The organism is Arthrobacter jinronghuae, from assembly GCF_025244825.1.
In the GTDB taxonomy this organism is placed as follows: domain Bacteria; phylum Actinomycetota; class Actinomycetes; order Actinomycetales; family Micrococcaceae; genus Arthrobacter_B; species Arthrobacter_B jinronghuae.
Genome location: NZ_CP104263.1, coordinates 1,106,951 through 1,132,667 on the forward strand (window position 1 = coordinate 1,106,951; position 25,717 = coordinate 1,132,667).

At 67.5% G+C, this 25,717-nt stretch carries 15 protein-coding genes; 12 read left to right on the forward strand and 3 right to left on the reverse strand.

What is annotated here, in order from left to right; translation table 11 throughout:
- The first annotated feature begins 30 nt into the window (after positions 1-30).
- The 12 genes from N2K98_RS05055 to N2K98_RS05110 all read left to right on the forward strand — a co-directional run bounded on the left by N2K98_RS05055 (position 31) and on the right by N2K98_RS05110 (position 19,276).
- Positions 31-600, forward strand: coding sequence for a PH domain-containing protein (locus N2K98_RS05055; protein ID WP_255866246.1), 570 nt, complete (start codon positions 31-33; stop codon positions 598-600).
- Positions 593-1,741 (forward strand): adenylate/guanylate cyclase domain-containing protein, encoded by a 1,149-nt coding sequence (locus N2K98_RS05060; RefSeq protein ID WP_229952391.1) that lies wholly within the window; start codon positions 593-595, stop codon positions 1,739-1,741. The genes N2K98_RS05055 and N2K98_RS05060 overlap by 8 nt, the downstream gene beginning before the upstream one ends.
- Positions 1,742-1,900: 159 nt before the next feature.
- Complete coding sequence (locus N2K98_RS05065; protein ID WP_260554067.1) at positions 1,901-8,035, forward strand: Ig-like domain-containing protein; 6,135 nt, start codon at positions 1,901-1,903, stop codon at positions 8,033-8,035.
- A gap of 51 nt (positions 8,036-8,086) precedes the next feature.
- Positions 8,087-9,064 carry an AAA family ATPase gene (locus tag N2K98_RS05070; protein ID WP_255798621.1) on the forward strand — a complete coding sequence of 326 codons (978 nt, stop codon included), beginning with the start codon at positions 8,087-8,089 and terminating at the stop codon, positions 9,062-9,064.
- Positions 9,065-9,072: 8 nt separating this feature from the next.
- Complete coding sequence (locus N2K98_RS05075) at positions 9,073-10,431, forward strand: DUF58 domain-containing protein (RefSeq protein WP_255866248.1); 1,359 nt, start codon at positions 9,073-9,075, stop codon at positions 10,429-10,431.
- Positions 10,428-12,923 carry a transglutaminaseTgpA domain-containing protein gene (locus N2K98_RS05080; protein ID WP_260554069.1) on the forward strand — a complete coding sequence of 832 codons (2,496 nt, stop codon included), beginning with the start codon at positions 10,428-10,430 and terminating at the stop codon, positions 12,921-12,923. The genes N2K98_RS05075 and N2K98_RS05080 overlap by 4 nt, the downstream gene beginning before the upstream one ends.
- A gap of 7 nt (positions 12,924-12,930) precedes the next feature.
- Positions 12,931-13,824 carry a PP2C family protein-serine/threonine phosphatase gene (locus N2K98_RS05085; RefSeq protein WP_255866250.1) on the forward strand — a complete coding sequence of 298 codons (894 nt, stop codon included), beginning with the start codon at positions 12,931-12,933 and terminating at the stop codon, positions 13,822-13,824.
- A 510-nt stretch (positions 13,825-14,334) separates the two neighbouring features.
- Entirely contained in the window at positions 14,335-14,676 is a 342-nt protein-coding gene (locus N2K98_RS05090) for a hypothetical protein (protein WP_260554070.1), read from the forward strand.
- 14 nt (positions 14,677-14,690) lie between these two features.
- Positions 14,691-15,692: an FHA domain-containing protein gene (locus N2K98_RS05095; protein ID WP_260554071.1), complete on the forward strand. Its 1,002-nt coding sequence runs from the start codon at positions 14,691-14,693 to the stop codon at positions 15,690-15,692.
- The gene (locus N2K98_RS05100; RefSeq protein ID WP_255866252.1) at positions 15,689-17,290 is read left to right on the forward strand and encodes a serine/threonine-protein kinase; all 1,602 of its coding nucleotides are present in this window, start codon (positions 15,689-15,691) and stop codon (positions 17,288-17,290) included. The genes N2K98_RS05095 and N2K98_RS05100 overlap by 4 nt, the downstream gene beginning before the upstream one ends.
- Before the next feature lie 90 nt (positions 17,291-17,380).
- Complete coding sequence (locus tag N2K98_RS05105) at positions 17,381-18,178, forward strand: hypothetical protein (protein ID WP_255866253.1); 798 nt, start codon at positions 17,381-17,383, stop codon at positions 18,176-18,178.
- Positions 18,179-19,276: an RDD family protein gene (locus N2K98_RS05110; RefSeq protein WP_255866254.1), complete on the forward strand. Its 1,098-nt coding sequence runs from the start codon at positions 18,179-18,181 to the stop codon at positions 19,274-19,276.
- A gap of 50 nt (positions 19,277-19,326) precedes the next feature.
- On the opposite strand, the gene eccCa is transcribed toward N2K98_RS05110, so the two are convergent.
- The 3 genes from eccCa to eccD form a co-directional block, all read right to left on the reverse strand.
- Positions 19,327-23,334: a type VII secretion protein EccCa gene (gene eccCa / locus N2K98_RS05115; protein WP_255866255.1), complete on the reverse strand. Its 4,008-nt coding sequence runs from the start codon at positions 23,332-23,334 to the stop codon at positions 19,327-19,329.
- Positions 23,331-24,299, reverse strand: coding sequence for a hypothetical protein (locus N2K98_RS05120; RefSeq protein ID WP_255866256.1), 969 nt, complete (start codon positions 24,297-24,299; stop codon positions 23,331-23,333). Before N2K98_RS05120 ends, eccCa begins: the two co-directional genes overlap by 4 nt.
- A 91-nt stretch (positions 24,300-24,390) precedes the next feature.
- Positions 24,391-25,716, reverse strand: a complete 1,326-nt coding sequence (gene eccD, locus N2K98_RS05125; protein WP_255866257.1) for a type VII secretion integral membrane protein EccD — start codon at positions 25,714-25,716, stop codon at positions 24,391-24,393.
- Position 25,717 lies beyond the last annotated feature (1 nt).

A 25,717-nucleotide genomic window follows, 5' to 3' on the forward strand; every position in this document is an offset into this window, starting at 1 on the left:
CCAATCCATCCGCCTGCCGGGAGGCGCCCCGTGCGCCTGAAGCTCTCTCCCGGCGAGCACATCATCGCCGCAGGCCGCCCGCACGCCCGTTCCCTGTGGAAACCGCTGGTGTTCGCTGGAATCACCGGAGCCCTCGCCGGTTACGCCCTGGGATGGCTGGGCCGTGACTCGCTGCCCGGACAGCTGTCCGAATTCAGCCCCTACCTCCAGCCGGCGGTCGTGGTGCTGGCTGTGCTGCTGCTGGCCCGCTACGCCGTTCCGCCCGTGCTGCGCTGGCTGGCCGGGCGCATCATCCTCACCGACCGGAGGCTGATCCAGCGGCAGGGAGTGCTGATGCGCCGCGAGCACGAGATTGCCCTTGCCGCCATCTATCAGCTGGAAATCCGGCAGTCCGTGACGGACCGGATGCAGCGCAGCGGGACCCTCATCCTCGACCTCGGACACGGGCGGATCATGCAGTATCCGGCGGTACCGGAGGTGCACCGTTTCCGCTCCATTGTGGTCTCCGCCATTGGTCAGCTGCCGCTGACTGCCATGTTCGATGGTGTAGATATGGAAACGGATGGGGAATACGACTACGAAGGGAGGGACGATGACTGATACCGGCCACGGCGAGCTCGGTCCCGCAAGCCACCCCGAACCTATGACCCCGCCAGTGCAGCCCGTTCCGGTACCTCGTCCCGACTACTCCCTGGCCAGCACCGGCACCGAGATTGACCGGGAGGATGTGCGCAGGCTGGAGGCGCAGCTGCTCGGCGGACCGCGTACGCTTCGCCGCCGCGAAGCCGCCGCCGAAGCGGGCGTCTCCCTGCTTTCCGCCCGCAAGCTCTGGCGGGCCATGGGTTTCCCCAACCTCGACGACGACGCCGTCTTCTTCACCGAACAGGACCGCGAGGCCCTGACCACCGTGATCGAACTGGTACGGGACGAGCAGCTCACCGAGGAAGCAGCTATCTCCATCATGCGGTCCATCGGCCAGATGACGGACCGGATGGTGGTCTGGCAGGTCGAAGCGCTGGTGGAGGAAATGGTGGTCCGCCGCGGAATCACCGACGCAGAGGCCCGCAAGCGGCTCGTCGAGGCACTTCCCGATCTCATTGAGCCGCTCGAGAAGACCCTCGTCTACGCCTGGAAACGCCAGCTCAACGCGGCCATCCAGCGCCTGGCCCTGCGTGCGGAGGCCGGCCTGGCAAGCCACGACGACGCCGCCTCCGATGACGCGCCGCTGCCCTTGGCGCGAGCGGTTGGTTTTGCCGACCTCGTCTCCTACACCAGCCTTTCCCGGCAGATGAACGAGAAGACCCTGGCCCAGATGGTGCAGCGTTTCGAGCACAAGTGCGCAGAGATCATTTCGGTGGGCGGCGGACGGCTGGTGAAGACCATCGGTGACGAGGTCCTCTTCAATGCGGAGACACCGGAGGCCGGGGCGGAGATCTCACTTGCGCTGGCGAAGGCGTTTACCGAGGACGATCTGCTGCCCTCTGCCCGGGTGTCCCTGGTCTGGGGCAGGGTGCTCTCACGGCTGGGCGATATCTACGGGCCCACCGTCAACCTTGCTTCCCGGCTCACCTCCCTGGCCGAACCAGGCACTGTCCTTACCGATGCCTCCACGGCTGCGGCGCTGAAGGACAACCCCAAGTTCGTGCTCATCCCGCACCAGCCGCGCAACGTGCGCGGGTTCGGCGAAATCCATCCGGTGACCCTGGCCCGGGGGACCGGGTCCGGCCTGGTGCTGGACTAGCGGCACCTCCGGCCTGGCTTGCCCTCCGCGGCTACTCGTGACGAGGCTCACCCCCTCCTGAGATGTGTGCGACACTATGCGGTGGAACTGCTGTGCCCGCCGCGTTGTCCGCGGCACTGCCTCGGTTTCGGTGCAGGTTCATAACCAGGGGGAAACATCGTGGCAGTGCGTGGGGGAAAAGCACGTCTACTCACCCGTAGGCGGCGGAAGGCGGTCTCGGTAGGGTCAGCTGTCGCCGTCACCACGGCGCTGGTCACCGGAGCCTTGCTATATCCCGGCTTCGCCAGCGCCGATGTGGACCTGAACGACGGCGGCGTCTGGGTCACCAACCGGACCCAGGGCATGGTCGGCCACCTGAACTACCCCTCCAAGCTCCTGGACGGCGGCTACACCGCCAACAGCGACAATTTTGACGTCCTGCAGAACGCAGGCACCGTCTACAACCTCAACACCGACCAGTCCAAGATCAGCCCCGTGGACGTGGCCAACGTTGTCCGCGGCGCGGAAGTCCAGCTTCCCGGAACGGCCGCTTTCTCCTTCGGCACTGAGACCGCGGCGGTCACCGACCCGGCACAGGGCAGGGTCTGGATTACCCCCGTCAGCGAGATGGGATTCTTCAGCGACGGGGAAAACGAGCCCGTACTGGAAGGCAACCCCGGGGTGCTTGCCGCGGTTTCCGCCAGTGACCAAGTGGTTGTTGCAGCACCGGAAGACGGCATGCTCTACACCTTCGAGAAGGATGAAGACGGCGGTTACGGTGAACCCGAGGGGCAGGAGGCCCCGGCGCTGAAGGACTTCAAGGACGCGCAGATAGCCGCCGTCGGGAATCAGGCCGTGGTCCTGAACACGGAGACTGAGACGCTGCTGCTACCCAACGGTGAAACGGTCGGCATTCCGGACTCCAAGAACGCCAAACTCCAGCAGAGCGGGCCGGCGAGCGACTTCGTGGCCATAGCCACGGAGGAAGCCCTTATCCTGCAGCCGCTCGACGGCGGAGATCCGGAAGTCACGGACATCGACGCCGGCGGCGGGGCTGCCGCACCGGTGAAGCTGGGGGACTGCGTATACGCCGCCTGGGCGGGAGCCGGAACCCACCTGCGGAACTGCGGCAACGATGCCGAGGACGCCCGCGAAGACATCCCCGACCTCACCGCGTCCTCCGAGCTGGTCTTCCGCGTCAACCGGGACGTGGTGGTACTCAACGATGTCAACGGCGGTGATGTCTGGCTGGTGCTCGAAAACATGCAGCTGGTGGATAACTGGGGAGACATCATTCCGCCCCAGCAGGATTCGAGCGACGACGAGGAAGAGTCAGCCAGCGAAAACCCGGTGAACACCCTTCCCGACCGCACCACGGAAAACCGGCCCCCCTCGGCAGCCGATGACCAGGTTGGTGCCCGTGCAGGGCGCACAACGATCCTCCAGGTGCTCGAGAACGACAGCGATCCCGACGGCGACCTCCTGACGGCTTCGGTTGTCGGCGACATGCCGCGGGTGGGTTCCGTGGAACCGATTTACAACGGTGCCGCGTTGCAGATCGTGGTTCCGGGCAATACCGCGGGCGGCACCGGTACCTTCACTTATGAGGTCAGTGACGGACGCGGCGGCACTGACACTGCCACGGTGACAGTGAATGTGGCGGGACCGGGCGAAAACACGCCTCCGGAGCAGCGGCGGAAGACGAAGATCCTGCTCGAACAGGGAAAATCGGTCAGCCAGAACATCCTTAATGACTGGAAGGACGCAGACGGAGACGACCTGGTGCTGGTCAGCGCCGAGCCCACCGAAGACGGGGACCAGATCCGTCCCAGCTCCGACGGCCTGCTGGACTTCCGGGACGTCGGAAAAACACAGGGGATCAAGGAAGTTTCCGTCACAGTCTCCGACGGCACGGACGAGGTCGAGGGCACGGTGACCTACGACGTCCGGCCCGGAGGGGTCCTTCCTCCGGTTGCCAACTTTGACCACGTCACCACCACTGTCGACCAGCCGGTGCAGATGTTTCCGCTGAAGAATGACCTGGACCCGGCCGGGGGACAACTGGCCCTGGCCAAGGCCGAGGGCGAAAACGGCGTGGTGGTCACGCCCGATTACCAGACCGGCTCCATCGGCTTCACGCCCACGGAAGCCGGGACCTACTACATCGAATACCTGGTGACCAACGGTCCGCAGAGTGCCAACGGCCTCATTCGCGTGGACGTCAATCCTTCCGGCCGCGGCGGTGTGCCCGTTGCCGTGCGCGACGTCGCCCTGCTGCCCCGCGACGGGAACGTCCTGGTGGATGTGCTGGCCAATGACACCGATCCCGCCGGCGGAATCCTGGTGGTGCAGTCCATCAGGGCAGCAGATGCCTCGCCTGACTCACCGGTTAATGTCGCCGTCCTGGACCGTAACCTGCTGCAGATCCACGATGTACGGGGACTCAACCAGCAAATGGTCCTGGAGTATTCCGTTTCCAACGGCACAGCTTCGAAAACGGGGGAAGTCAACATCATCCCCGTTGAGCCGCCGGCAACTCTGCTGCCGCCCACGGCCGGGGCCGACGAGGCAGTAGTCCGGGTAGGGGACGTGGTGACCATTCCGGTCCTCAACAACGACTCCTCTCCCACGGGCGGAAAGCTGGCGCTGAACCCGGTACTGCCGCAGGCAGTTGACCCTGCGGACGGACAGATGTTCGTCTCGGACGACAAGCTGCGGTTCGTCGCCGGACCGAATGCGAAGACCGTCTACGCCATCTACGAAGTCACCGATGACACGGGACAGAAAAACTCCGCCCAGGTGCGCATCAACATCCGCCCCCGTGACGACGAGAAAAACACCCCGCCGGTTCCCTTGAACGTCGAGGGACGAGTGGTCGCCGGAACCACGGTCCGCATTCCGATTCCGTTGGACGGACTGGACGCGGACGGGGATTCAGTGGTGCTCAACGGGATCGGCAGCGCCCCCACCAAGGGCGCCGCCCTGGCCGGTCCGAACTTCATCGACTACACCGCGCTGTCGCAGGCCGCCGGCACGGACTCGTTCACGTACACCGTCCGGGACCGGTTGGGACTGGAAAACACCGGAACCGTTCAGGTGGGAATCGCTCCCGCCGCCCAGGCCAACCAAAAACCAGTAGCGGTTGAGGACGCAGTCACTCTGCGCCCGGGACGTGCCCATGCCGTTCCCGTGCTGCGCAACGACTCCGATCCTGACGGCGACCCGATTTCGCTGAACTCATCGATGGTCTCCGGCAGCGATCCAGCGCTCGAAACCCGGTCGGACCTTTCCCAGATCCTCCTGAAGTCACCGAAGACACCGGGTACGTACGGTGTCAGCTACGGAGTCCAGGACAACCGCGGGGCCGCGACCACGGGCAACGTCACCGTGATTGTTGATGAGAACGCTCCGCTGCTGCCCCCGATTTCGCGCGATGACCTGGTGGACGCGTCTGAAACACGGGACAAGACCTTTGTGGAAGTTCCGGTACTGGAAAACGACGAGGATCCGGACGGACTCGCCAGCGACATGTCCGTGGAAATCCTCGGGGACCGACCCACCGCGTCAGTTTCCGATGGAACCGTGCGGGTGGACCTGACCGACGAAGCGCAGATCATCCCCTACACCGCACGGGATGAAGACGGCGGCACTTCCAGTGCCATCATCTGGGTACCGGGGCTCAGCACCCAGTACCCGATGCTGCGGGAGGCCGAGCCTTTGGAAGTCCAGGCTGGAAGCACCCTTGACCTGAACCTGAAATCCCTCGTGGTGGTGCGGGACGGCCGCACCCCCCGGATTACCGATGCCGAGTCCGTACGGGCCATTGGCACCAAGGACGGGGGAGCACGCATCATGGGCACCTCCACTCTGCGCTATGCACCCCACCCGGACTATTCCGGCCTCGGCTCAGTGACCTTTGAGGTTACGGACGGAGCAGGCCCCGAAGACCCGGACGGACTGAAGGCCACGCTGACGGTGCTGGTAAACGTCATCCCCCTGCCCGAACAGAATTATCCGCCCACTATCAGTTCGGGATCCTTGGAAGTAGCCAAGGGTGAACCGGTCAAGATCCTGGACCTTGCCGGGCTTGCTTCGGACCCCAACCCCGAGGATGCGGACCGTCTCCGGTTCAAGCTGACTGCCGGCGTTCCCACCGGCTTCGAAGGTGAACTCGATGGCAGCGAACTGAGGATCGCCGCGAGCGATGACGCAGCCGTCGGGGCCACTGCAGAGATCTGGGTGTCCGTGACGGACGGGCGCGGCGAACCCGTGGTGGGGCGAGTGGACCTCACAGTTGTGGCTTCGATGCGCTCCCTCCCGGTGGCTAATGACGATGCTGTTCCGGACGCGGTCCAGGGCCGCGAGGTGACAGTGCCGGTATTGGAGAACGACTTCAATCCGTTTGAGGATAGGCCGCTTGAGCTCGTGGACGTCAGGGCCGACGGCAACGGCACTGCCGTTATCCGGGGTTCCAACGTAGTGGTGACGCCGGGGGCGGAGTTCGTGGGCAGTATGGGGGTCCAGTACACGGTGCGGGACCGCACCGGTGAACTGAGCCGCCAGGCCGTGGGCCAAATCCGCCTGACCGTCCAGGGCAAGCCTGCTGCCCCCTCGACACCCATTGTCGAGTCCACCCGCAGCCGCACGGTTGTTCTGACTTGGAGCCCGCCTGCGGCCAACGGTTCACCGATCACCGGCTACACCGTCACCGCGGCCAACGGCTTTAGCCAGGCCTGCCCGGCAACGACCTGTACGCTAAACGGGCTCACCAACAACGTGGAGTACGTCTTCCGGGTGACGGCGACCAACGCCCATGGAACATCCGCGCCGTCGCCGACCTCCGCCGTCGCCCGTCCCGACACCCAGCCTGAGCGTCCTGCGCCCCCTACCTTGGAAGAGGGAGACCGGGAACTGACCGTCAGCTGGATACCGCCGGCCAATGACGGCTCACCCATCACGGGATACGAGCTGCAAATCTCGCCCGCGCCGCCCAACGGCGTTGTGCAGAAATCGGCACCCGCTGCAGGCGGCAAGCTGGTGTGGACCGGATTGGAGAACGGTACGAGCTACCGCGTGCGGGTCCAGGCCCGAAACTCGGCGCCTGAACCGTCCGAGTTCAGCGAATACTCGGTGCCGGAATTCCCCAACGGCCTGCCCGGCGCTCCGCCTGCTCCCACCACGGAGAGTGCCCTTCCGCTGGGCAGGGAAACCCAGATCACCGTGAAATGGAGCGAGGCACCCAGCAACGGCGCACCCGTCCTCGAGTATCGGGTGCACGAGTACCACGGCGAGTCCGTCAGCAGGACCATGGAAAGCGGAAACCAAGTGCCGGAAATGACCGTGAGGGTGGGGAACTCGGAGTTGGACTACTCCTACGCCATCCAGGCACGCAACCGGAGCGGCTGGGGTGAAATCGGTCCGCGGTCCGCGCCGCGGCGTGCCATGGGCGCCCCCGATGCTCCGCCCGCGCCGAAACTGGAGCCGGCAAACACCGGGGGCCCCGGCCGCGCAGTGAAGATTACCTTCGCGCCCCTGTCCGCCGCGGCACGGAACGGCGCGAGCGAACAGGAAGTTACCTACACCGCCAAGTTCTACAGTGACGGAGCTGAAATCCAAACCCGATCGGTCCGCAGCGGGGACGTGGTGGACGGATTGGTGAACGGCAAAACCATCACCGCTGTCCTGTCGGCTTCCGTGGTGGTGGACGGATCAACCTATCCGAGCCCAGCAGGAAGCTCTTCCCTCGGCGTAGTTGCGCACGGTGCACCGGGCACACCCTTGGTCACGAAATCGGACGGGGACAGCTTCAAACCGGGCGCATCTGCAACATGGACCCCGCCCGACCATAACCAGTTCGACGTCGCCAAGCTGGAGATCAGGGTTGACGATGCAGCCGAGTGGAAGCCCGTCGACGGCAACAAAATCACCATCGACACCGACAGGGGAGTGGCGCACACGGTGCGGGTGCGGTCCGTCAACTCGGCTAATGCGCCTGGCCCCGAGAGCAGTGTGGTCATGACCACCGGGCCGAAGGCCGAAAAGTGGACGATCGGTGGAGGGCACCACCTACCGCCAAACGACAAGGCATGTATGTCGTCGTTCGCCGGATACGTCGGGACCGGCAAGACCTGCGTCGGCGACCACTGGTTCTGGTACGAAGACACCATCGATGCGAACTGCTACGGCATTGCGTACAACGGTGACGTGTGGTACCGCCAGGACACCGGCAGCAGGCCAAGCAACAACGGGTACTTCGTCAACGCAATGCATACCAATATCGGTATCGACCGGCCCGTGGATATGCCGCGCTGTTAGACATGCTGCGCTGTGGGATCTCATAACAAGAACGACTGGAGATATAAGAAGATGGCAATGACTGAAGAACAGGCAGCCTGGTTCGCGGAGACCTTTGAACGGCTCACAGCGAACGTCGGTGAAGCGGTGCTGGGCAAGAAGGACGTTGTCCGGCTGGTACTGACCGCAATGCTGGCTGAAGGCCATGTGCTGCTTGAAGACGCCCCCGGGACCGGCAAGACCATGCTGGCCCGTTCACTGGCGGCCACGGTGCAGGGATCCAACTCCCGCATCCAGTTCACCCCGGACCTGCTGCCCTCCGACGTCACCGGCATCACCATCTATGACCAGAAGCAGCAGCTTTTCGAATTCCACCGCGGGCCCATCTTCGCGAACATCGTGCTTGCGGATGAAATCAACCGCGCTTCGCCCAAGACGCAGTCCGCGTTGCTGGAGGTGATGGAGGAATCCCGAGTCACTGTGGACGGGGAGACCTACACCCAGGACCGTCCGTTCATGGTGATCGCCACCCAGAACCCGATTGAGCAGGCGGGTACCTACCGGCTTCCCGAAGCCCAGCTGGACCGCTTCCTCATCAAGACCTCCATCGGCTATCCGGACCACGAGGCAACCCTGGAACTGCTCTCCGGTTCCTCCACCAGAGACCGCTCGGCGGCCCTCACCCCGGTGATTACGACGTCGGCGGTCCGGGACATGGCCGAGCTGGGCACCACGGTGCATGTGGAACCGGCGGTGCTGGAGTACATCTCGCACCTCGTGTCAGCCACCCGTACGGCAACCGAAACACGTCTTGGTGTCAGCGTCCGCGGGGCCCTGGCGATGGTTCGGGTCGCAAAGATCCGGGCAGCTTCCGAGGGGCGGAACTATGTCCTGCCCGACGACGTCAAGGCGCTGGCGCCGGCTGTCTGGACCCACCGGCTGGTCATGGACCCGGAAGCCGAGTTTGCCGGAGCCAGCCCGGAAGCGGTTCTGCTGTCAGTGCTCGCCGACGTGGCTGCACCCCAGCAGCGGGCACAGGCGCAGGCCTAGGGACGACCATGCCAAAGTTTCCCGGGCGCACCGGCCGCTGGAGCCGGCGCGCCGCAGTCAGCCTGCGCCGGCGCATCCTGCGGCTGCGTCGTGCATTCCTCCGCTCCGCTTACTGGCGGGCCGCAGCACCCAAACTGGCACCGGCCGCCCGGCGCCTGGCTCCGGTCCTGGAACGGACGGGAGCCGGACTTGGCTCGGCGGGACACCGCCTGCGGGCCGCCATGGCAGCTGTCAGCCCGCTGGGCTGGCTGGCCGTGGGGCTCACCTTCGTTCTTGTTCTCCTCGGCACGGTGTTCAACTGGCAGGAGGCGCTGGTTGCCGCCGTCGGCTCCGGTGTCCTGCTGGTGCTGGGAACGGCGTTCGTCGTCGGCAGGCTCTCCTATGACGTGGCACTGGACCTGGCCCGCACCCGGGTTGCCGTCGGCGATGCCGCGGTAGGCAGCCTCAGCATCACGAGCACGGCCGCGCGGTCGATGCTTCCGGTGACCTTTGAGCTTCCGGTGGGCGGAGCCGTCGCCGCGTTTGACCTGCCCCGCATGCGTCCGGGACAGACACATGAGGAACTCTTCAGTATCCCTACGCGCCGGCGAGCCGTGATTGGCGTGGGCCCCGTGGAGTCCGTGCGCCAGGATCCGCTGCGGCTGATGGGCAGGCGGCTCATCTGGGCCGATGCCGTGGACCTGTACGTGCATCCCCGCACCGTGTCCCTGAGCGGTTCCACCACGGGATTCATCCGGGACCTGGAAGGCGAGCCCACAACGGACCTGTCCAGTTCGGATGTGGCCTTCCATGCCCTCCGGGCCTATGTTCCCGGTGATGACCGCCGGCACATCCACTGGAAGACCACCGCGCGGACGGGCACCCTGATGGTCCGCCAGTTTGAAGAAACCCGGCGTTCCCATGTGGCGGTCGCACTGTCTTTGAGCAGCGCCGAGTACGCCTCCGAGGAGGACCTGGAACTGGCGGTTTCGGTTGCGGGTTCGCTGGGAGTCCAGGCGTTCCGCGAACAGCTGGCATTGTCGGTACTGACCCAGGACGGGCCGCTGCGCTGCGTGACTGCCGGTGCCATGCTGGACGGCCTCACCGTGGCAGAGGGCCAGACACGCACCTCCGGGATCGTCGACCTCGCCCGGATCACGGCGGACGCCGTGCCCAACGCCTCCGTCGTGTTCCTTGTTACGGGTACCGAACCCAACGGCGCCGCGCTGCGGTCCGCCTCGATGAAGGTTCCGCCGGGCATCCGCTGCATTGCGCTGCGCTGCGGGACCGGCATGGAACCGGCTTTGGCCGCCATAGGTGAGCTCGCGGTGCTGGACATCGGGGATCTCCATAGCCTCCCCGGCGTGCTGCGGAAGGCGGTCGCGTGAGTACGCACGTGACCGGCCCGGGTTTGGCAGCCCTGTTGCCCCGGCTGGCTGACTGGGCGCTCCTCACGGCAGTGTTGACCCTCGGGATCCTGGGCCTCGGACCCACCTTCGGCTGGGATATGCGGTTCCTGGTAGCCGGGATCGGCGGCATCCTGCTGGGCCTGGGCCTGGCCGAAGCATCCGCTCGCCTGCGCTGGGGATTCTGGGCCACCGCGGGCGCTGCGGCGGGCACCTATGTGCTGTTGGGCAGCGCATTCGCGGCACCGCTCGAAGCCATCGCCGGCATCGTCCCCTCGTTCGCTTCCGTCCGGGTGCTGGTCCTGGGCATCGTTTTTGCGTGGAAGGACCTGCTGACCATCGCGCCGCCCGTCGGCCTTGCGGCGGGCATGCTGGTGGTGCCGTTCCTGCTTGGCCTGGTCGGCGGACTGGTGGCCGGTCTCCTCGCCTGGCGTGCCCGGCGCCCCTACTGGGTGTTGGCCCCTGTCGTGGCAGTGTTCGTCGCAGGCATTGCCCTCGGCACGGACGAGGCGCCGCTGCCCGGCATCCGCGGGGCCGTGCTGATTGCCCTGACGATGCCTTGGCTGGCCTACCGGCGGGAGCTGGGCCGGGGCACGGTCGAAACCATTACCCTGCAGGGCAGCTCCCCGGCTGCCGGGGCGGGAGAGACGACCAGACGAAAACTCCGCAGCGCGTCCGGGCAGCCGTCCGCTGCCGCCCGGTCCGCCCGCACCCGGCGGCTCGGTTTCGGGGCGGCCGTGCTTGCCGTAGCGCTCGCTGCGTCCCTCGGCGCGGCTCCGCTGCTGGACCAGGGCGCCGACCGCCAGGTGCTGCGCGACGTCGTCGAGCCGCCCGTGGACCTCTTCGACTATCCCAGCCCGCTCACGGACTTCCGGCGGTATGTGAAGGACGAATCGGACACCACGCTCTTCACGGTGGAAGGACTGCCCGAGGGCCAGCGCATCCGCCTGGCCGCGCTGGACGCCTACGACGGCGTGGTCTACACCGTGGACCCGGGCAGCAACGGGAACTTCACCCGCGTGGGTGACGCACGCTCGGACCTGGCACAGGCAGCCGACGAGGACGGCACCAAGGCGAACCTGAAGTTCACCGTTGGTGAGTACGGCGGCGCCTGGGTCCCGGCAGGCGGGCAGGCGACGGGCTTCAAGGTAACGGGTGAACGTGCCGCGGACCTCGCCGCCGGCCTCTACTACAGCGAAGCCTCCGGCACCGCGTTGACGGTGGCGCAGCTGCAGCCGGGGGATACCTATGAGGCCAGCGTCCTTTTCCCCGAAGAGCCCGACGACGCCCAGCTGGCCAAGTACCGCTTCTCCTCCACCCAGCTTCCCCGGGTCTACAACGATCCGCCGATCCTGGGCTCGAAGGCGGCGGATTACGTCGGTGAGGAGTCCCGCCCGGTCCAGCGCGTGCGCCGCCTGCAGCAGATCCTTGCCTCGGAGGGCTTCTTCAGCAACGGCAAGGAGGGGGAGACCCCCTCGCTGCCCGGACACGGAGCCGCGCGGATGCTGCGGCTGATGGACGCGGACCAGATGGTCGGCGACGACGAGCAGTATGCCGTCGCGATGGCGTTGATGGCACGCAAGCTGGGCATCCCGGCTCGCGTGGTTATGGGCTTCTATCCGGATTGGGACGAAGTGAAGGATCCGTCGGCGCCGCTGGAAATCACCGGTGACGACGTCCACGCCTGGGTTGAGGTGGAGTTCGAACACGTGGGCTGGGTGCCCTTCTTCCCCACTCCGGATGAGGATAACGAACCGGTGCCGCCGCAGCAGCAACCGAAGTCCACGCCGAAACCCCAGGTCCTGCAGCCGCCGCCTCCGCCGCAGGAACCGGCCGAGCTGCCTCCGGACACGGAGGCCGAGGCCCAGGACCCCGAGGAGCAGGAAGACGATTTCTGGGTTACGTTCCGCTACTGGCTGCGCCTTGTAGCCCTGGCCTCGCTGCCGCTTGTCATCCTGCTGGGACCGTTGTTGCTGATCCTGCTGGTCAAGGTCCGACGGCGGCGCTCCCGGCGGACGTCCGGCTCGCCCTCCCGGCGGACGTCCGGCTCGCCCTCCCGGCGGGTCGGCGGCGGCTGGAAGGAAGTGGTGAGCCTGGCGACCGACCTGGGCAGCCGCCCGCCCAGCCGCGCGACCCGGCGCGAACATGCAGCCCTCCTGCAGCATGCGTTCCCGGTCGCGGCGGATTCGACCGCTGTCCTGGCCCGGCGCGCCGACGCCGGTATCTTCGGCCCGGGTGAACCTTCCGAGGCTGAGGTCGAAGAGTACTGGAAGCAAGTCGAGGAGCATCTGGGCAGGCTCGCAGGATCAGTGGGTTTCTGGCGGCGCCAGCGGGCCCGCTATTCACCGCGCTCCTTGCTGCTCGACGCGAGGATGTGGACCCGCCGCCTCACGCCGGACCGCTGGGCGCTGCCGTCGGCTAGGGTAAGCAGGAGAACTCGTAAGCCAGATCACTTTAGTGAACCTTCCGGATAGGGCGTGAATGAACTCCGACGAAACTGCATCCCCGGATACCGATATGCACGCCGTGTTCGGCTACGCCTCGGACCGCGGACTGCGCCGCGAACTGAATGAGGACTCGCTCATTGCCGCTGACCCGATCTTTGCCATCGCCGACGGCATGGGCGGACACGAGGCGGGGGAGGTGGCCAGCAGCATCTGTGTCCGGACCCTGGGTGATTCCCCGATAGTGGGCAAGCACCTGCCGGAGTTCTCGGCTGAACAGCTGGAGGCTCTGGTTAAGGAGGCGGACCACCGCATCCGTGAGGCCACAGGCGGGCGGGCAGGCACCACGCTGACCGGCGCCGTCCTCGTCCGGGAAGGGGGAAACCCCTACTGGCTGGTGTTCAACGTGGGCGATTCACGCACCTATCGGCTGAGCCACGGCGTGCTGGAACAGATCACAGTGGACCACTCCGAGGTCCAGGAGCTGGTGGATCTGGGACAGATTACTCCGGACGAGGCCCTGGTGCATCCGCGCCGCCACGTCGTCACCCGCGCCCTGGGCACCGGAAATGATGCCGAGGCAGACTTCTGGCTGATCCCGGTGGAACCCGGGGACCGGCTCCTGGTCTGCTCCGACGGTCTCACCGGCGAGGTGGCGGACGGGCACATCCTGCAGATCCTGACGTCCGTGACCAATCCCCAGGACGCCTGTGCCGCCTTGGTCCAGGCTGCATTGCGCTCGGGCGGGCGGGACAACGTCACGGTTTTGGTCATCGACGCCGAGGGCGGACCGGACGGACACGAGTCCGCCGCCATCACGCTGCCCGGAGCTTCCCAGGAAGCGCAGTCCACCGGCCCCCGTCCCGTCGAAGGCGGCCCGGCGGGTCCCGGCATTGACCCGGCGGTCCAGCGGAAGACTGCAGAGGAATGAAAGGCCTACGCTACCGCCCCGGGACGTGGCTGTGCCTGGTTCGCGATTCGGTGCTGTGCCTGCTGCCCCCGGACACCGGGGAAGAGCGGGTACGGGAGATCTGGTCACTGCTGGCAACCGAGCCGGCACTCGACCGCGTTTTTTCGGCTGTCTCCGGGGGGCTCACCGGAAGTCTTGCGGATATGCCGTCCTTCGGTGTGCTTTCCCTGCGGGACCGGGAGCGCCTGCACGTCATCCTGCGCGGCCCGCTGGAACTGCAGGAGGCAGGGAAGGACGAGCCGGCCGCGTCGGGCGAATTCGTCACCACGTGGAGCGAACGGGTCCTGCCGGCTGGCGGCTCGTTCACCCTGAAGGCCTCGGCTTCGGATGGTGGTGCCGGGAGATCCGCGGAGGATCCGCTGCTGCCGCTCGAAAGCGGCGTTGCCCTGGTTTCGATGCTGGAATTCGGCTCGCGGGACGTCGGGGCTCTGGAAGTCGGGGCTCTGGAAGTTGGGGCGCGGATGACCGCCGATGCGAAGCAGGCCTCATCCCAGCCCGCTGCCGTCCAGCCTGCGGCTGCCCAACCGGAATCCCAGCCCGCAACTGCTCAGCCCGCTGCCGTCCAGCCTGCGGCTGCCCAACCGGAATCCCAGCCCGCAACTGCTCAGCCCGCTGCCGTCCAGCCCGCGGCTGCCCAACCGGAATCCCAGCCCGCAGCTTCTCAGCCCGCTGCCGTCCAGCCCGCTGCCGTCCAGCCCGCGGAACCCCAGCCCGGCTCATCCCAGCCCGCCGCTGCCCGCCCCTCCGCGCCGGCCTCAACGCCGGGCCCTTCGCCGGAAGGTAACGCTGCCGGTCCGGCTGAACCCGGTATAACAGCGGAGCAAACCGTGGAACCCGAGCAAGAGCCGGTTTCCGCGGAGGAGACGGACCTGAGCGAGACCGTCCGGCCCCCGGACGAAGCTTTCGTCCCGTCGGATACCCTCCAGCCTGTCGAAGCACCGCTTCCGCCCGCACCGAAAGCAGCCGCCGTGCCGTCCGGTGCACTGATCGATTCAGTGCCGTGGCAGCGCAGCAACTCGGCGGCCCCGGTCGGTGCTCCCGGGCGTCCGGCCGGAGTCCCGGTACCAGCAGCTTCGGTCCCGGCAGCTCGGGTTCCCGCTGCCGCTGCCGCAGCGCCGGCACCGGTAGCCCCGGCGCCGTCGGCTCCCGCACCGGCCCCCGCGCCGGCGCCTTCACCCATACCTGCGGCCCCGGTGTCTGCAGCTCCGGAGGCCGTTCCGGTCACGGCCCCAGCTCCCGCGGTACCTGCCGGTGAGGCACCCGATGACCTGGACCACGACGGCGACACCATCATGAGCAGCGAACTGGCCAAGGAGGCACCGGCCCCTGCCGGCCATGCGGCACCGGCCCCTGCCAGCCACCCGGGTACGGCCCCGACGGTTCTGGCCCGCACCTGCCCGCAGGGGCATGCAAATCCGCCTACGCGCAGCGTGTGCGTGCACTGCGGGCAGCCGCTGGGCGAAGAGCCCCACCCGGTGAGCCGTCCTGCCCTGGGACGGGCGGTGTTTTCCACCGGCCATACGGAGGTCCTGGACCGGAACATTGTTGTCGGGCGCCAGCCGTCGGTGGCGAGGACTCCGGGCTCGGACATGCCGCGGATGGTGCAGGTTCCCAGCAGCGGAGGCGACATTTCCCGCTCGCACGCGGAGATCCGGCTGGAGGGGTGGCATGTGATGCTCCGGGACCTGTTCTCCACGAACGGCACCGTGCTGGTCCGCAACGGACAGCTGCCGCACCGCCTGGGCCAGGGTGAAGGGGTGATTGTGCTCGACGGCGACACCGCCGAGCTCGGCGACGACGTCTGGATCCGGTTCGAGGGACTGGCATGAAGAAGCGTGCTCCGGCACCCCCGCCGGAGATCTCCGGCTACCGCTACCTGCGGCACCTGGGTTCCGGCGGCTTTGCCGACGTCTACCTCTATGAGCAGGACCATCCCCGGCGGCGGGTCGCCGTCAAGGTGCTCCTCTCGGACCTGCGCACGAACAGCGCCCGGCGCAGCTTCGAGGCCGAGGCGAACCTCATGGCACAGCTGTCCTCGCACCCGTACATCGTCACCATCTATGAAGCGGACATCACTGAGGCCGGCCACTCCTATCTGGCCATGGAGTACTGCTCCCGGCCCAGCCTCGACATCCGGTACCGCCAGGGCGGCCTGCCGTTGGCTGAAGTGCTCACCATCGGAATCCAGGTGGCCTCCGCCGTAGAGACCGCGCACCGGGCCGGTATCGCCCACCGGGACATTAAACCGGCCAATATCCTCACCACGGACTACAACCGTCCCGCCCTGACGGACTTCGGGATTTCCGGCACCACCGACGCCGCCGAGGACGAGGACCTGGGACTGTCCATTCCCTGGTCGCCGCCGGAAGCGCTCACCGGCGGCCGGGCGGACGGAATCCGGGTTGACGTCTGGGCCCTCGGCGCCACCCTGTACACCCTGCTGGCAGCGCGCTCGCCGTTTGTAGTGCCCGGGCAGGGCAATACCCAGCGTGAACTGATCGACCGGATTGTCAGCCAGCCGCTGCGGCCCACCGGACGAGCGGACGTCCCGGAATCGCTGGAACTGGCTTTGGCCACGGCCATGGCCAAGTCTCCCGAGTCCCGGTTCTCCTCCGCCTACGCCTTCGGGCTGGCACTTCAGCGGATCCAGGGCGAGCTGAACCTGGCCAGTACGCCGTTTGAGGTGCTGCAGGAGCCGGACCAGGCTGAGGAGAGCGGCGACGACGAGGACCGCACCCGCATCCGGCGCGTGGTCTCCATTGATCCAGGCACCACGACGCCGCCGCGCCGGGCACCCTTGCAGCGCCCGACGTCGTCAGTCACCGGCGCCGGTGCGGCGCGGGCGGCGGTCCCTGCTGCTGTTTCCCCGGGCCCCGCCTCCGGCGGCGACGAGGCTGCTGCGGTCCACGAGGGCACGGTAATGCGTTCGGGAGTTGCGCCGACGGGACCGGCCCCGGGGGCCGTGGACACGGGGGTTCCGGAGGCTTTCAGCTGGCCGGAACCGCCCCGGCGCCGCGGCAAGACTGCACTGCGCATCGGTCTGGTGACTGCGGCAGCAGCCGCCATCGGCATTGTCGCTGCGGCCCTGCTGCTGCCCGAAACGGAACCGAAGAGCGTCCTGCCCACACCGTCGAAATCCGCGCAGAATCCCTTGGCGGGGACCGAAGGTGCGGTGCTCCCGCCCGAATCGCTGGCCGCCGCTGTTTCGGACGGTTCAGTGGTGTTCACCTGGAAGAACCCGGAACCGGCAGACGGGGATATTTATCTGTGGCGGACGGTCAGTGCCACCGCTCGGGGAGAGATGGTCCGGACACCGGAGGCCAAGGCACAGGTTCCGGCATCGGACGGCGAGACCTGTATAGAAGTGCAAGTGGCGAGGGACAACGGGAAAGCATCGCCGCCGGTCGCGTTCTGCGCGCCGCAGTGAGAAGCAGCAGGTGCGGATGGACAATGAAGGCGTAGCGGGGCCATGGGGGAGCCGCACGGAAAGCCGGGCAACCGGACAAGGGGGAGACGCGTGGGGGAGCTTGGCATAGAGTACTGCGGCGAATGGTACGAGCCGCAGGAAACTGCCGTTTTCAGCATCGGCAGGGAGGGCGATCTGGCCATCGACGACAATCCCTATCTGCACCGGAAGTTCCTCAGCATCGCCAAGGACAACGGGATCTGGTGGCTGACGAATATCGGCAGCCGGATCTCTGCCACCATTGCGGACTCGGGCGGCGGTATGCAGGCCTGGTTGGCGCCCGGCGCCCGGCTTCCTGTGGTCTTTGAACAGACCCGGATTATCTTCAGTGCCGGTTCCACCACCTACGAATTCGATGTCCACCTGAAAACGCCCACCTTCCGGCAGGATCCCCTCAGCGCAGCCGACAGCGGGGAAACAACCATCGGTCCCGTGCTATTTACGGAATCCCAGAAGGCAGTGATGGTGGCGCTGGCGGAACCGCTGCTGCGGCGCGACGGCACCGGGTACAGTGCCCTGCCGACCTCCGCGGAGGCAGCGCAGCGGCTGGGCTGGTCGCAGACCCGGTTTAACCGGAAGCTCGATAACGTGTGCGAAAAGCTGGACCGGGTCGGCGTGGCGGGCCTCCGCGGGGCCGAGGGGAAGCCGGCGTCGAACCGGCGGGCCCGACTGGTGGAGCATGCCGTAACGTCCCAGCTCATAACCTCGGCCGACCTGCCACTGCTGGACCGTCCTGCGGATGATCCGGCAGGGACCGCGCTCGTCCGTGACAACGTGCAGGCGCAGGCACCCGAAGCGGCATCGCCCGGGGACCGTACTTCGATCAACAGAACGACAAGGAACACCTAGATGGCCTCCAGTACGAACCTCGTCAATGCCACGGCTTTCCAGCGTCTGGCCGCCAAGGCACTGGACGCGTTGCCGTCAGCGGTGTTGTTGCTTGCCGTGACCTGGCTGTTTTGGCTGGTCGGGGGCGACGAGGCCCGGGTGCTGGGGATGACAACGGGAGCGGTACTGGCCAGCGGATACGCGCTGTGGCTCTGGATCTGGGAAGCGGGCTCCGGCAAGACACCGGGGAACCTCGCCTTGGGTATCCGGACCACCGGCAGCAACGGACACGCGCCGGGGCTGCTCCCCGTGCTGCTGCGAAACGTCCTGCTCGGGTTGTCCGGCGCCGTGGTGGTGGGGCCGGTGGTTCTGCTGGTCTCCAACCTGTGGGATAAAAACCACCAACGCCAGGGCTGGCATGACAAGGTTGCCGGCACCCTGGTGGTGGACGTGCGGGCCGGGCGTGATCCGCTGCTGACCGGCGGAATCCGTGCCGCCGGTTCGGCTGCCCCTGAAAGCAACGCAGACCCGGCCCAGGCGCCGACGGCCGTCTCGCCTGCCAGCCCGGTCACTGCGGTGCCGGGTTTCCCTGCCTCCGATGTACCCCAGGCTGCTTCCACTCCGTTCCAGACCGTGCCTGCCACCATGGCTGGAGCGCCCGCCGCACCGGCACCGGCCTCCCCGCGGCGCGCGGCGGCTGCGGCCCTGCCGTCCCCTGCCCCGGCAGGGGTTCCCCAGCATCCGGACGACGAGCTGGAAATGACCCGGGTGGCGTCCCGGCACCGCTCGACCGGCGTGTTGATGCAGTTCGACGACGGCGCCGCCGTCGTCGTGACCGGCACGGCGCTGCTGGGGCGGAATCCGGCAACCAAGCCCCAGGAAACGGTGGGGCAGCTGCTCGACTTCGCGGACATGGGCCGCTCGGTCTCCAAGACCCATCTGCACCTGCAGGCGGATCCGAAGGGGGTCTGGGTAACGGACCGCAATTCGACCAACGGCAGCGCCGTCGTCACCGCCCAGGGACTGCGGGAGGAACTGGAACCGCTTCGCCCCGTCCTTGCACCCGTGGGCAGCACCGTTTTCTTCGGTGACCGCAGCTTCACCGTCTCCCAGGCATAACCGGACAGGCGGCGCGGGGTCCTGGGGCCCGCGCCGCGTCCAGCCCGGACTCAGCGCCGCGCTTCTCCCGCCAACACGTCGCTGGCCGTCTCGTTCCAGAACAGCTGCAGGGTCTGCACCGGCCGTCCCGGCTGGACCAACTGGGCGCGTCCGGGTGGCAGCGCCCGGGCCCGGACACCGTTAATGAGCGTGCCTTCCCCGCGGTCGCCGGAGAGGATCAGCGCCGCGGCACCGGAATCACGCAGGGCCGTGAAGAAGGACTCGTACATGCCCCGGCTGGCACCCCGGACCCGGCGGGAAAGCACTGCGTGCAGCCCGATCTCCGGGGCCAGCGGCAGGAAGGGCGTCAACCTGCCCAGGGGCGAGGAGCCGCCGGCGGTCAGTACGTCATAGTCGTCGATCACCAGCACCACCCGGGGCAGGGCGGCGACCTCTTCGGGGGTGGCACTGATCCGTTTCTGCAGCTCGCCGGCGACGGCGGACGCCAGCTGTTCGGCCAGGGCTGCGCTGGTGGCATATCCGCCCAGATAATCTTCCGGCACCTCATCCGCGAGCGTGCGGCGCGGATCGAACACCGCGAACACAATGTCCTCGGCGTTGTGCTGTTCGGCCAGACGGCGGATCACCGATCGCATGGCGTTGGTCTTGCCGGCGCCGTCGTCGCCCATGATCACCAGATGGCGTTCCTTGTTGTGCAGGTCCAGCAGCTCGGTGCCCAGGTCGGTCTCGCGCTGGCCCAGCGGCACCGTGGCCGGGGCCGCCGGTGTGGGTGCGGTTGCTGCGTCCACCACTGCCGGCAGCACGCGGACCTGCATGGCGCGTTCGTCCGTGGAGGCGGACACCGCATCCACAAGATCCCGCATCCCGGAGTTGGCGGTGTCCGGGTCCGATTCGGAGTCGATGCGCGGCAGGGCAAAATGCCCCTGCAGCTTCCGGTCCGTCATTGCCCGACCGGGCGTCCCCGGGCTCACGGACTCGGCCAGTTTCCGGCCGTGCGCAGACTCCCCGGGATCCGACAGGCGCAGTTCAATCCGGTTGCCGAAGAAGCTTTGCTGCGCAATGCGGATTTCGTTCATCCGCGAGCAGGTCACCACCACATGGATGCCGTATCCGCCGCCGCGGCTGATCAGGGCGTGTACGGATTTTTCAATCTCTTCGAACTCGTCCGAGAGCTGGCCGTAACCGTCCAGCACCATCACGATGTCCGCACTCGGCAGCTCAGGGATGCCGCCCTGCGCGCACAGGCGGCGCAGAGTGGGCAGGGAGTCGATCTGGTACTTCTCGAAGATACGTTCGCGCTGCGAGAGCATGGCGAGGATTTCGTCAACGGTACGGCGGACCACCTCGCGGTTGGTGCGGACCGCCACGCCGCCCACATGGGGGAGCCCTTCGAGCGGAACCAGCCCGCTGCCGAGGAGGTCAATGGCGTAGATGCCTACTTCGGCCGGCGAGTGGGTCAGGGACAGGCTGGCGACGAGCGTGCGCAGGGCCGTGCTCTTGCCGGTCTGCGGTCCGCCGACAATGGCCGCATTGCCGCCGTTGGCAGCCAGGTCCACTTCCCAGATGCCCTGCCACTGCTTCGCCGGATCATCGAGCAGCCCTACCGGGATCTTCAAGCCGCCGCCGGTGGCCAGGCGGATGCCCTGGCTGGTGGTGTCCAGCCCGTCCGCGGCGATATCCAGCGCAATGCCTCCCGGGAGCGGCGGCAGCCAGATCGGTTCGACGGCGCGGGGGAATTTCGCGAGCGTGTCCATCAGGGTGGAGAGCACCGTGGGGCCGGTGGTCCGCTTGGAGGCGGAGGTCGACGCCGGTTTGGCGGGGTCCTGCTGCACGGCCTCTTCGAGGGTCGCGGCATACCGCGGGACGCGCAGGACGGCGGGCCGTCCGGCGTCGTCGGTTTCCGGCTCGTCCTCTTCTTCCATCTCGAGCGGGCCGGACACGTATCCGGACTTGAACCGGGTGTACGTGGTGGTGTCCACCTTCAGGTACCCGAACCCGGGGACCGGCGGCAGGTGGAAGGCGTCGGGGGTGTCCAGCACGGTCCGGGACTCAGCTTCGGAGAGCGTGCGCAAGCCGATCCGGTAGGACAAATAGGTGTCCAGGCCGCGAAGCTTGCCGCCCTCGATGCGCTGGCTGGAGAGCAGCAGGTGCACGCCGATCGACCGGCCGATGCGGCCGATGGACAGGAAGAGCTCAATGAAGTCCGGGCGTGCGGTCAGCAGCTCGCCGAATTCGTCAATGATGACCACCAGGTGCGGCAGCGGCGCCAGGTCTTTGCCCTGGGAGAGCAGCTCCTGCCGGTGCAGCTGGTAGTCCGTGATGTTGGCGAGGTTGCCGGCCTCCTTGAGGACTTCCTGCCGGCGCTGGATTTCACCGGAGAGGCTGGCATAGACGCGTTCGATCAGGCTGACGTCGTCGGAAAGGTTGGTGATGACGCCGGTGACCTGGGGTGCGTTGGCGAAGGGGGCAAAGGTGGCGCCGCCCTTGTAGTCCACCAGCACCATGGCCAGCACCTCGGGGGAGTGCGTGGCCAGCAGTCCCACCACGAGGCTGCGCAGCATTTCGGACTTGCCGGAGCCGGTGGCACCCACGCACAGGCCGTGCGGGCCGTGCCCGAACTGTGCCGATTCCTTCAAATCCAGCAGGGCCGGCCGCCCGCGGTCATCGGGACCCAGCGGAACCCGCAGGAAGTCCACCTCGCCGCGGGGCTTCCACAACCGGCGGATATCGGCTTCATCCAGCCGCGGGGAGAGGCCCAGCATCTCCAGGAACCCCTGGGAGTTTTCCGAGGAATCGTGTTCCATCGAATCGGGGGACAGCCGTAGCGGTGCCAGGCTGCGGGCCAGGGACTGGGCGAGCGGGACCGGCAACTGGTCCAGGGTGCCAGCCTCGACCACCGGCTCCACGGGGTCGGTCCGGTAGTTTTCCACCCGGAACCCCTCGCCGTCCTCACTGATGCGGATCGCCACTTCGCTGGGTTCCTGCCGGCGTTCCTTCACCAGGAACAGCGTGGTGATCCCAAGGGCGCCGGGCGAGGACTGCTTGTCCGGGACTGCCAGCTCCACCGGCAGCTCTCCGTAGGAATCGGCAACCACCATCAGGCGGGGCAGCGCCGTGCCCACACCTCCGCGCAGGAAGTTTTTCCGGGACTCCGCGGCCAGACTGGAACGTCCGTGGAGGTCATCGGCCAGCAGGTCCGACAAGACGTCCATGGACGGGGCCAGCCGCCGGACCGGCCCGGTGCGGTGAGTGCTTTTCTGGTCCGCCAAGTGCGGCAGCCAGGTGGCCCACTCCCAGTTTTCCCGTTCGGCTTCGGGCACGGCCAGGGCCAGATGGAGGTCCTCCGGGGAATGGAAGGCCGCACCCTGGACCAGCAGGAGACGGCTGACCCGCAGCACGAACTCCCTGGAGCCGACAATGCTGACATTTCCGGCGCAGTCCAGCGGTACCGTCAACGGCAGTTCGGGGCTGGACTCGTAGCGCCGCTTGAGGATCTCCAGTTCCGTCATCATGAAGGTGTCACTCTGCATCACCGCAGAGCCGGAGTTCATGATCTGCACTTCACGGTTCTGCCGCGGCCCGGTACCGATGCGTACGTCCAGGAAATCCTCGTTGTGCCGCCGCCGCTCCCAGATGCGGCGGGTATTGCGGATGATGTCGAATAGGGCGTCCGGCGGCGGGCTGGCGATGCGGGCCACCTTGACGGCCGTGTGTTCCTCGGTGCGGAGCGTGGCGCGGCAGCGTTCGAGGTATTCGAGATAGTTTTCCCGCCGGTCCTTGCGCTGGCGGCCCTGCTTTCCGCGCTGGCTGACCATCATGATGACGGAGGCCAGGATGGTCACCACCATGGCCAGTGCACCCACGGCGGCCAACGGGGAGCCGCGGAAGAGCATCATGACCGTCATGGAGACGCCGGCGCCGAGCAGGGGTACCAGCGACATCATGTTCATGCCGCCCTTGCCCTGTTCCATCTGCGGCGGGGCGTCCATGGTGAACGGTTCGAGGCCGCGGGCGGGGGCCGTGGTCCGGGCAGGCCGGTGCAGGATCCGAACGCTCATGCCGTGGCCCTCGCGAGGACGCCGGCGGCAAGGGAGGCCGCCTCGAGACGGGTTCGGCGGGCCAGCAGTGCAAGGCTGATTTCCACTCCGGCTGCGAGGTGCCGGTCGTATCCCAGCCCGACGGCGTCGATACCCATGCGCGTCAGACGGCGGGCTTCGGCGTCGGCGCGGAACGGTCCGTCCGGCTGGTTCCGGACCACCACCACCAGCAGCGGCACGGCCGCCAGTGCCGGGTCCCGCCGCCAGGCCGTGGCGTACAGGCCGGCATCTTCCAGGCCCGCTACGGAGGCAGTCGTCGCGAAGACCGCCAGATGGGATTGGGAAAGCGCCCAACGTGTGCTGGGGAGCTCCAGTCCGGTGCCGCAGTCCATGACGGTGATGGGGCAATACCGGGAGATGGCCAGGGACAGTGCCTTGGCGGCGGCGTCGTCGGCTGTCGGCCGTCCGCCGGTGCCGCGGCGCCCGGTGACCAGCAGGTTCCCGCGGCCGGCGGGTGTCAGCAGCGCCGAGAGATCAGCCAGCGATGTCGGGGGGCGGCGGGACAGTTCGGCGGCGGCGATATCCAGGGAGGCGGCGTCGGGGACCCCGGTGCGCAGCGCCAGCGTGCCGCCGGAGGGGGCGTTGTCCAGGACCGTAACGGCGTCGGTGCGCATGGAGGAGTAGACCGATCCGAGCAGGGCCGCCAGCGTGGTCTTCCCGGCACCGCCGCGGGAGCCGACGACGGCGATGCGCCGGCCCGTGGCCACCGGTGCCTGCGCACCGGCCGCGGCCTCGGCCAGACGGTGCGGATAATCATCCCCGCGGAAGAGGTTCCCCGCGGAGCTGACCGACCGGCGAAGCAGGCCTTCGGCAGGGCGGGTCCGCAAGGTCCGGCGGAGCCGCTGAGGGGTTGATTCGAAGCCGTCCGGGGTGGCGGCACCGGGGGCACCGTAGGGCAGCGGCCCGGCGTTCACGGGTGAGCTCATGGCTATAGTCCTCCACCGGCCGGGGCGGCCGGATCAGCGGGATGGAAGGTGTCGGATGGCGGGCAGACCCGCAGATGAGGCGATTCGCGCATCAGAAGCTGCCCAGCAGCTGGGAGTAGATGCCGAACATCCCGATGACCAGGGGAATAGAGGCCAGGATGGCGAAGGTCTCCAGACGTTTGGCGAGCAGCCGGATGCGGGCTTCGGCGTGGTCCGGCAGATCAAGGGTCAGGCTGACCGCGATGCAGGCGGCGAGAACCAGTACCGCCAGGCCCACAGTCCAGGGCGCGGAGGAGAAGAACCGCAGGGACGCCACCGTGAGGGCGGTCAGCCCCACACCCGATGCGGCGTACAGCGAGATGCGTTCGGCCGCGAGCGGGAAGGACCGCGCCCGCAGGAAAACCGCCAGGGTCAGGGCGAACAGCAGCGGCAGCGTCCATTTCTGGTGCTCCGTGTCGGTGCCGAGCACCCAGAGCCCCAACGCTATGGAAACCGACGTGAGGATCGCGCCCAGGGTGAGCCCCCGATGGGCGCCGGCCACGGCCTCGAGCGCATCCGTCCTGCTGATGGTTCCACCGGTGGCACGCTGGTCATCCAGGGTTGCCAGGCCGGAGGCGGACAATGCCAGTTTCGGGAGCAGGCCGAGCAGGAGAACACTCGATACCGCGGCCAGTGCTGCCGCGCGGGGAGGGTTCTCGGAAATGAGTCCCGCCGCCGCCCAGATGACGGTGGCCAGGGCAAGGGTGCCGGCGCCCGTGAAGAGCGCCCGCGGGTTGGCTGCGCTGAGTCCCACTCCCACAAGGGTCAGTACGGACAATCCGGCGATCAACAGCAGGGTTGTTTCCGGGTCCAGATCTCCGCGCAGCAGGGCGCCGAGTCCCAGCAGCCAGCCGGCCCCCTGCAGGGTTGGACCGATGGCGGAGGTTCGGGGCGGCCGTGCCAGCGCGGTGCCGGCAGTGAGGAGTACCAGGGATGCGGAGAGCAGCAGCCACCAGGCGTCGTCGGGGGCCACCGAGCCCAGCAGGATCTCAGCCCCTGCCCACAGGCCGACGGCGGCGGAGACACCGGCGGTCAGCTCCCGGAACCTGTCGGTCCAGCGTCCCGAGACAGCCTCGGTCTCGCTGACCACCAGGTCCGTGACGTCATAGACGACGGCGGCGGGCGGCGCCTCGGAGGCGTTGCAGAGCAGCAGAGAGGAACCATCGGCTATTTCCGCACTGCTCAGCGTGCTCTCCGCGGCCAGCTCTGTGCCGTCGGGTCCGACCAGTACCTTGGCGGCTACCTCGTCCGCCGGCTGGTCGTTCAGCAGCTCCAGTACCTGCGGCATCAGTGCGCCGACGGGCTGGTCCGACGGCAGCAACAGGTCCAGATGGCGCCGGGAGCCGATCAGTGTCACTCGGGTGAAGGCATGGGCCATG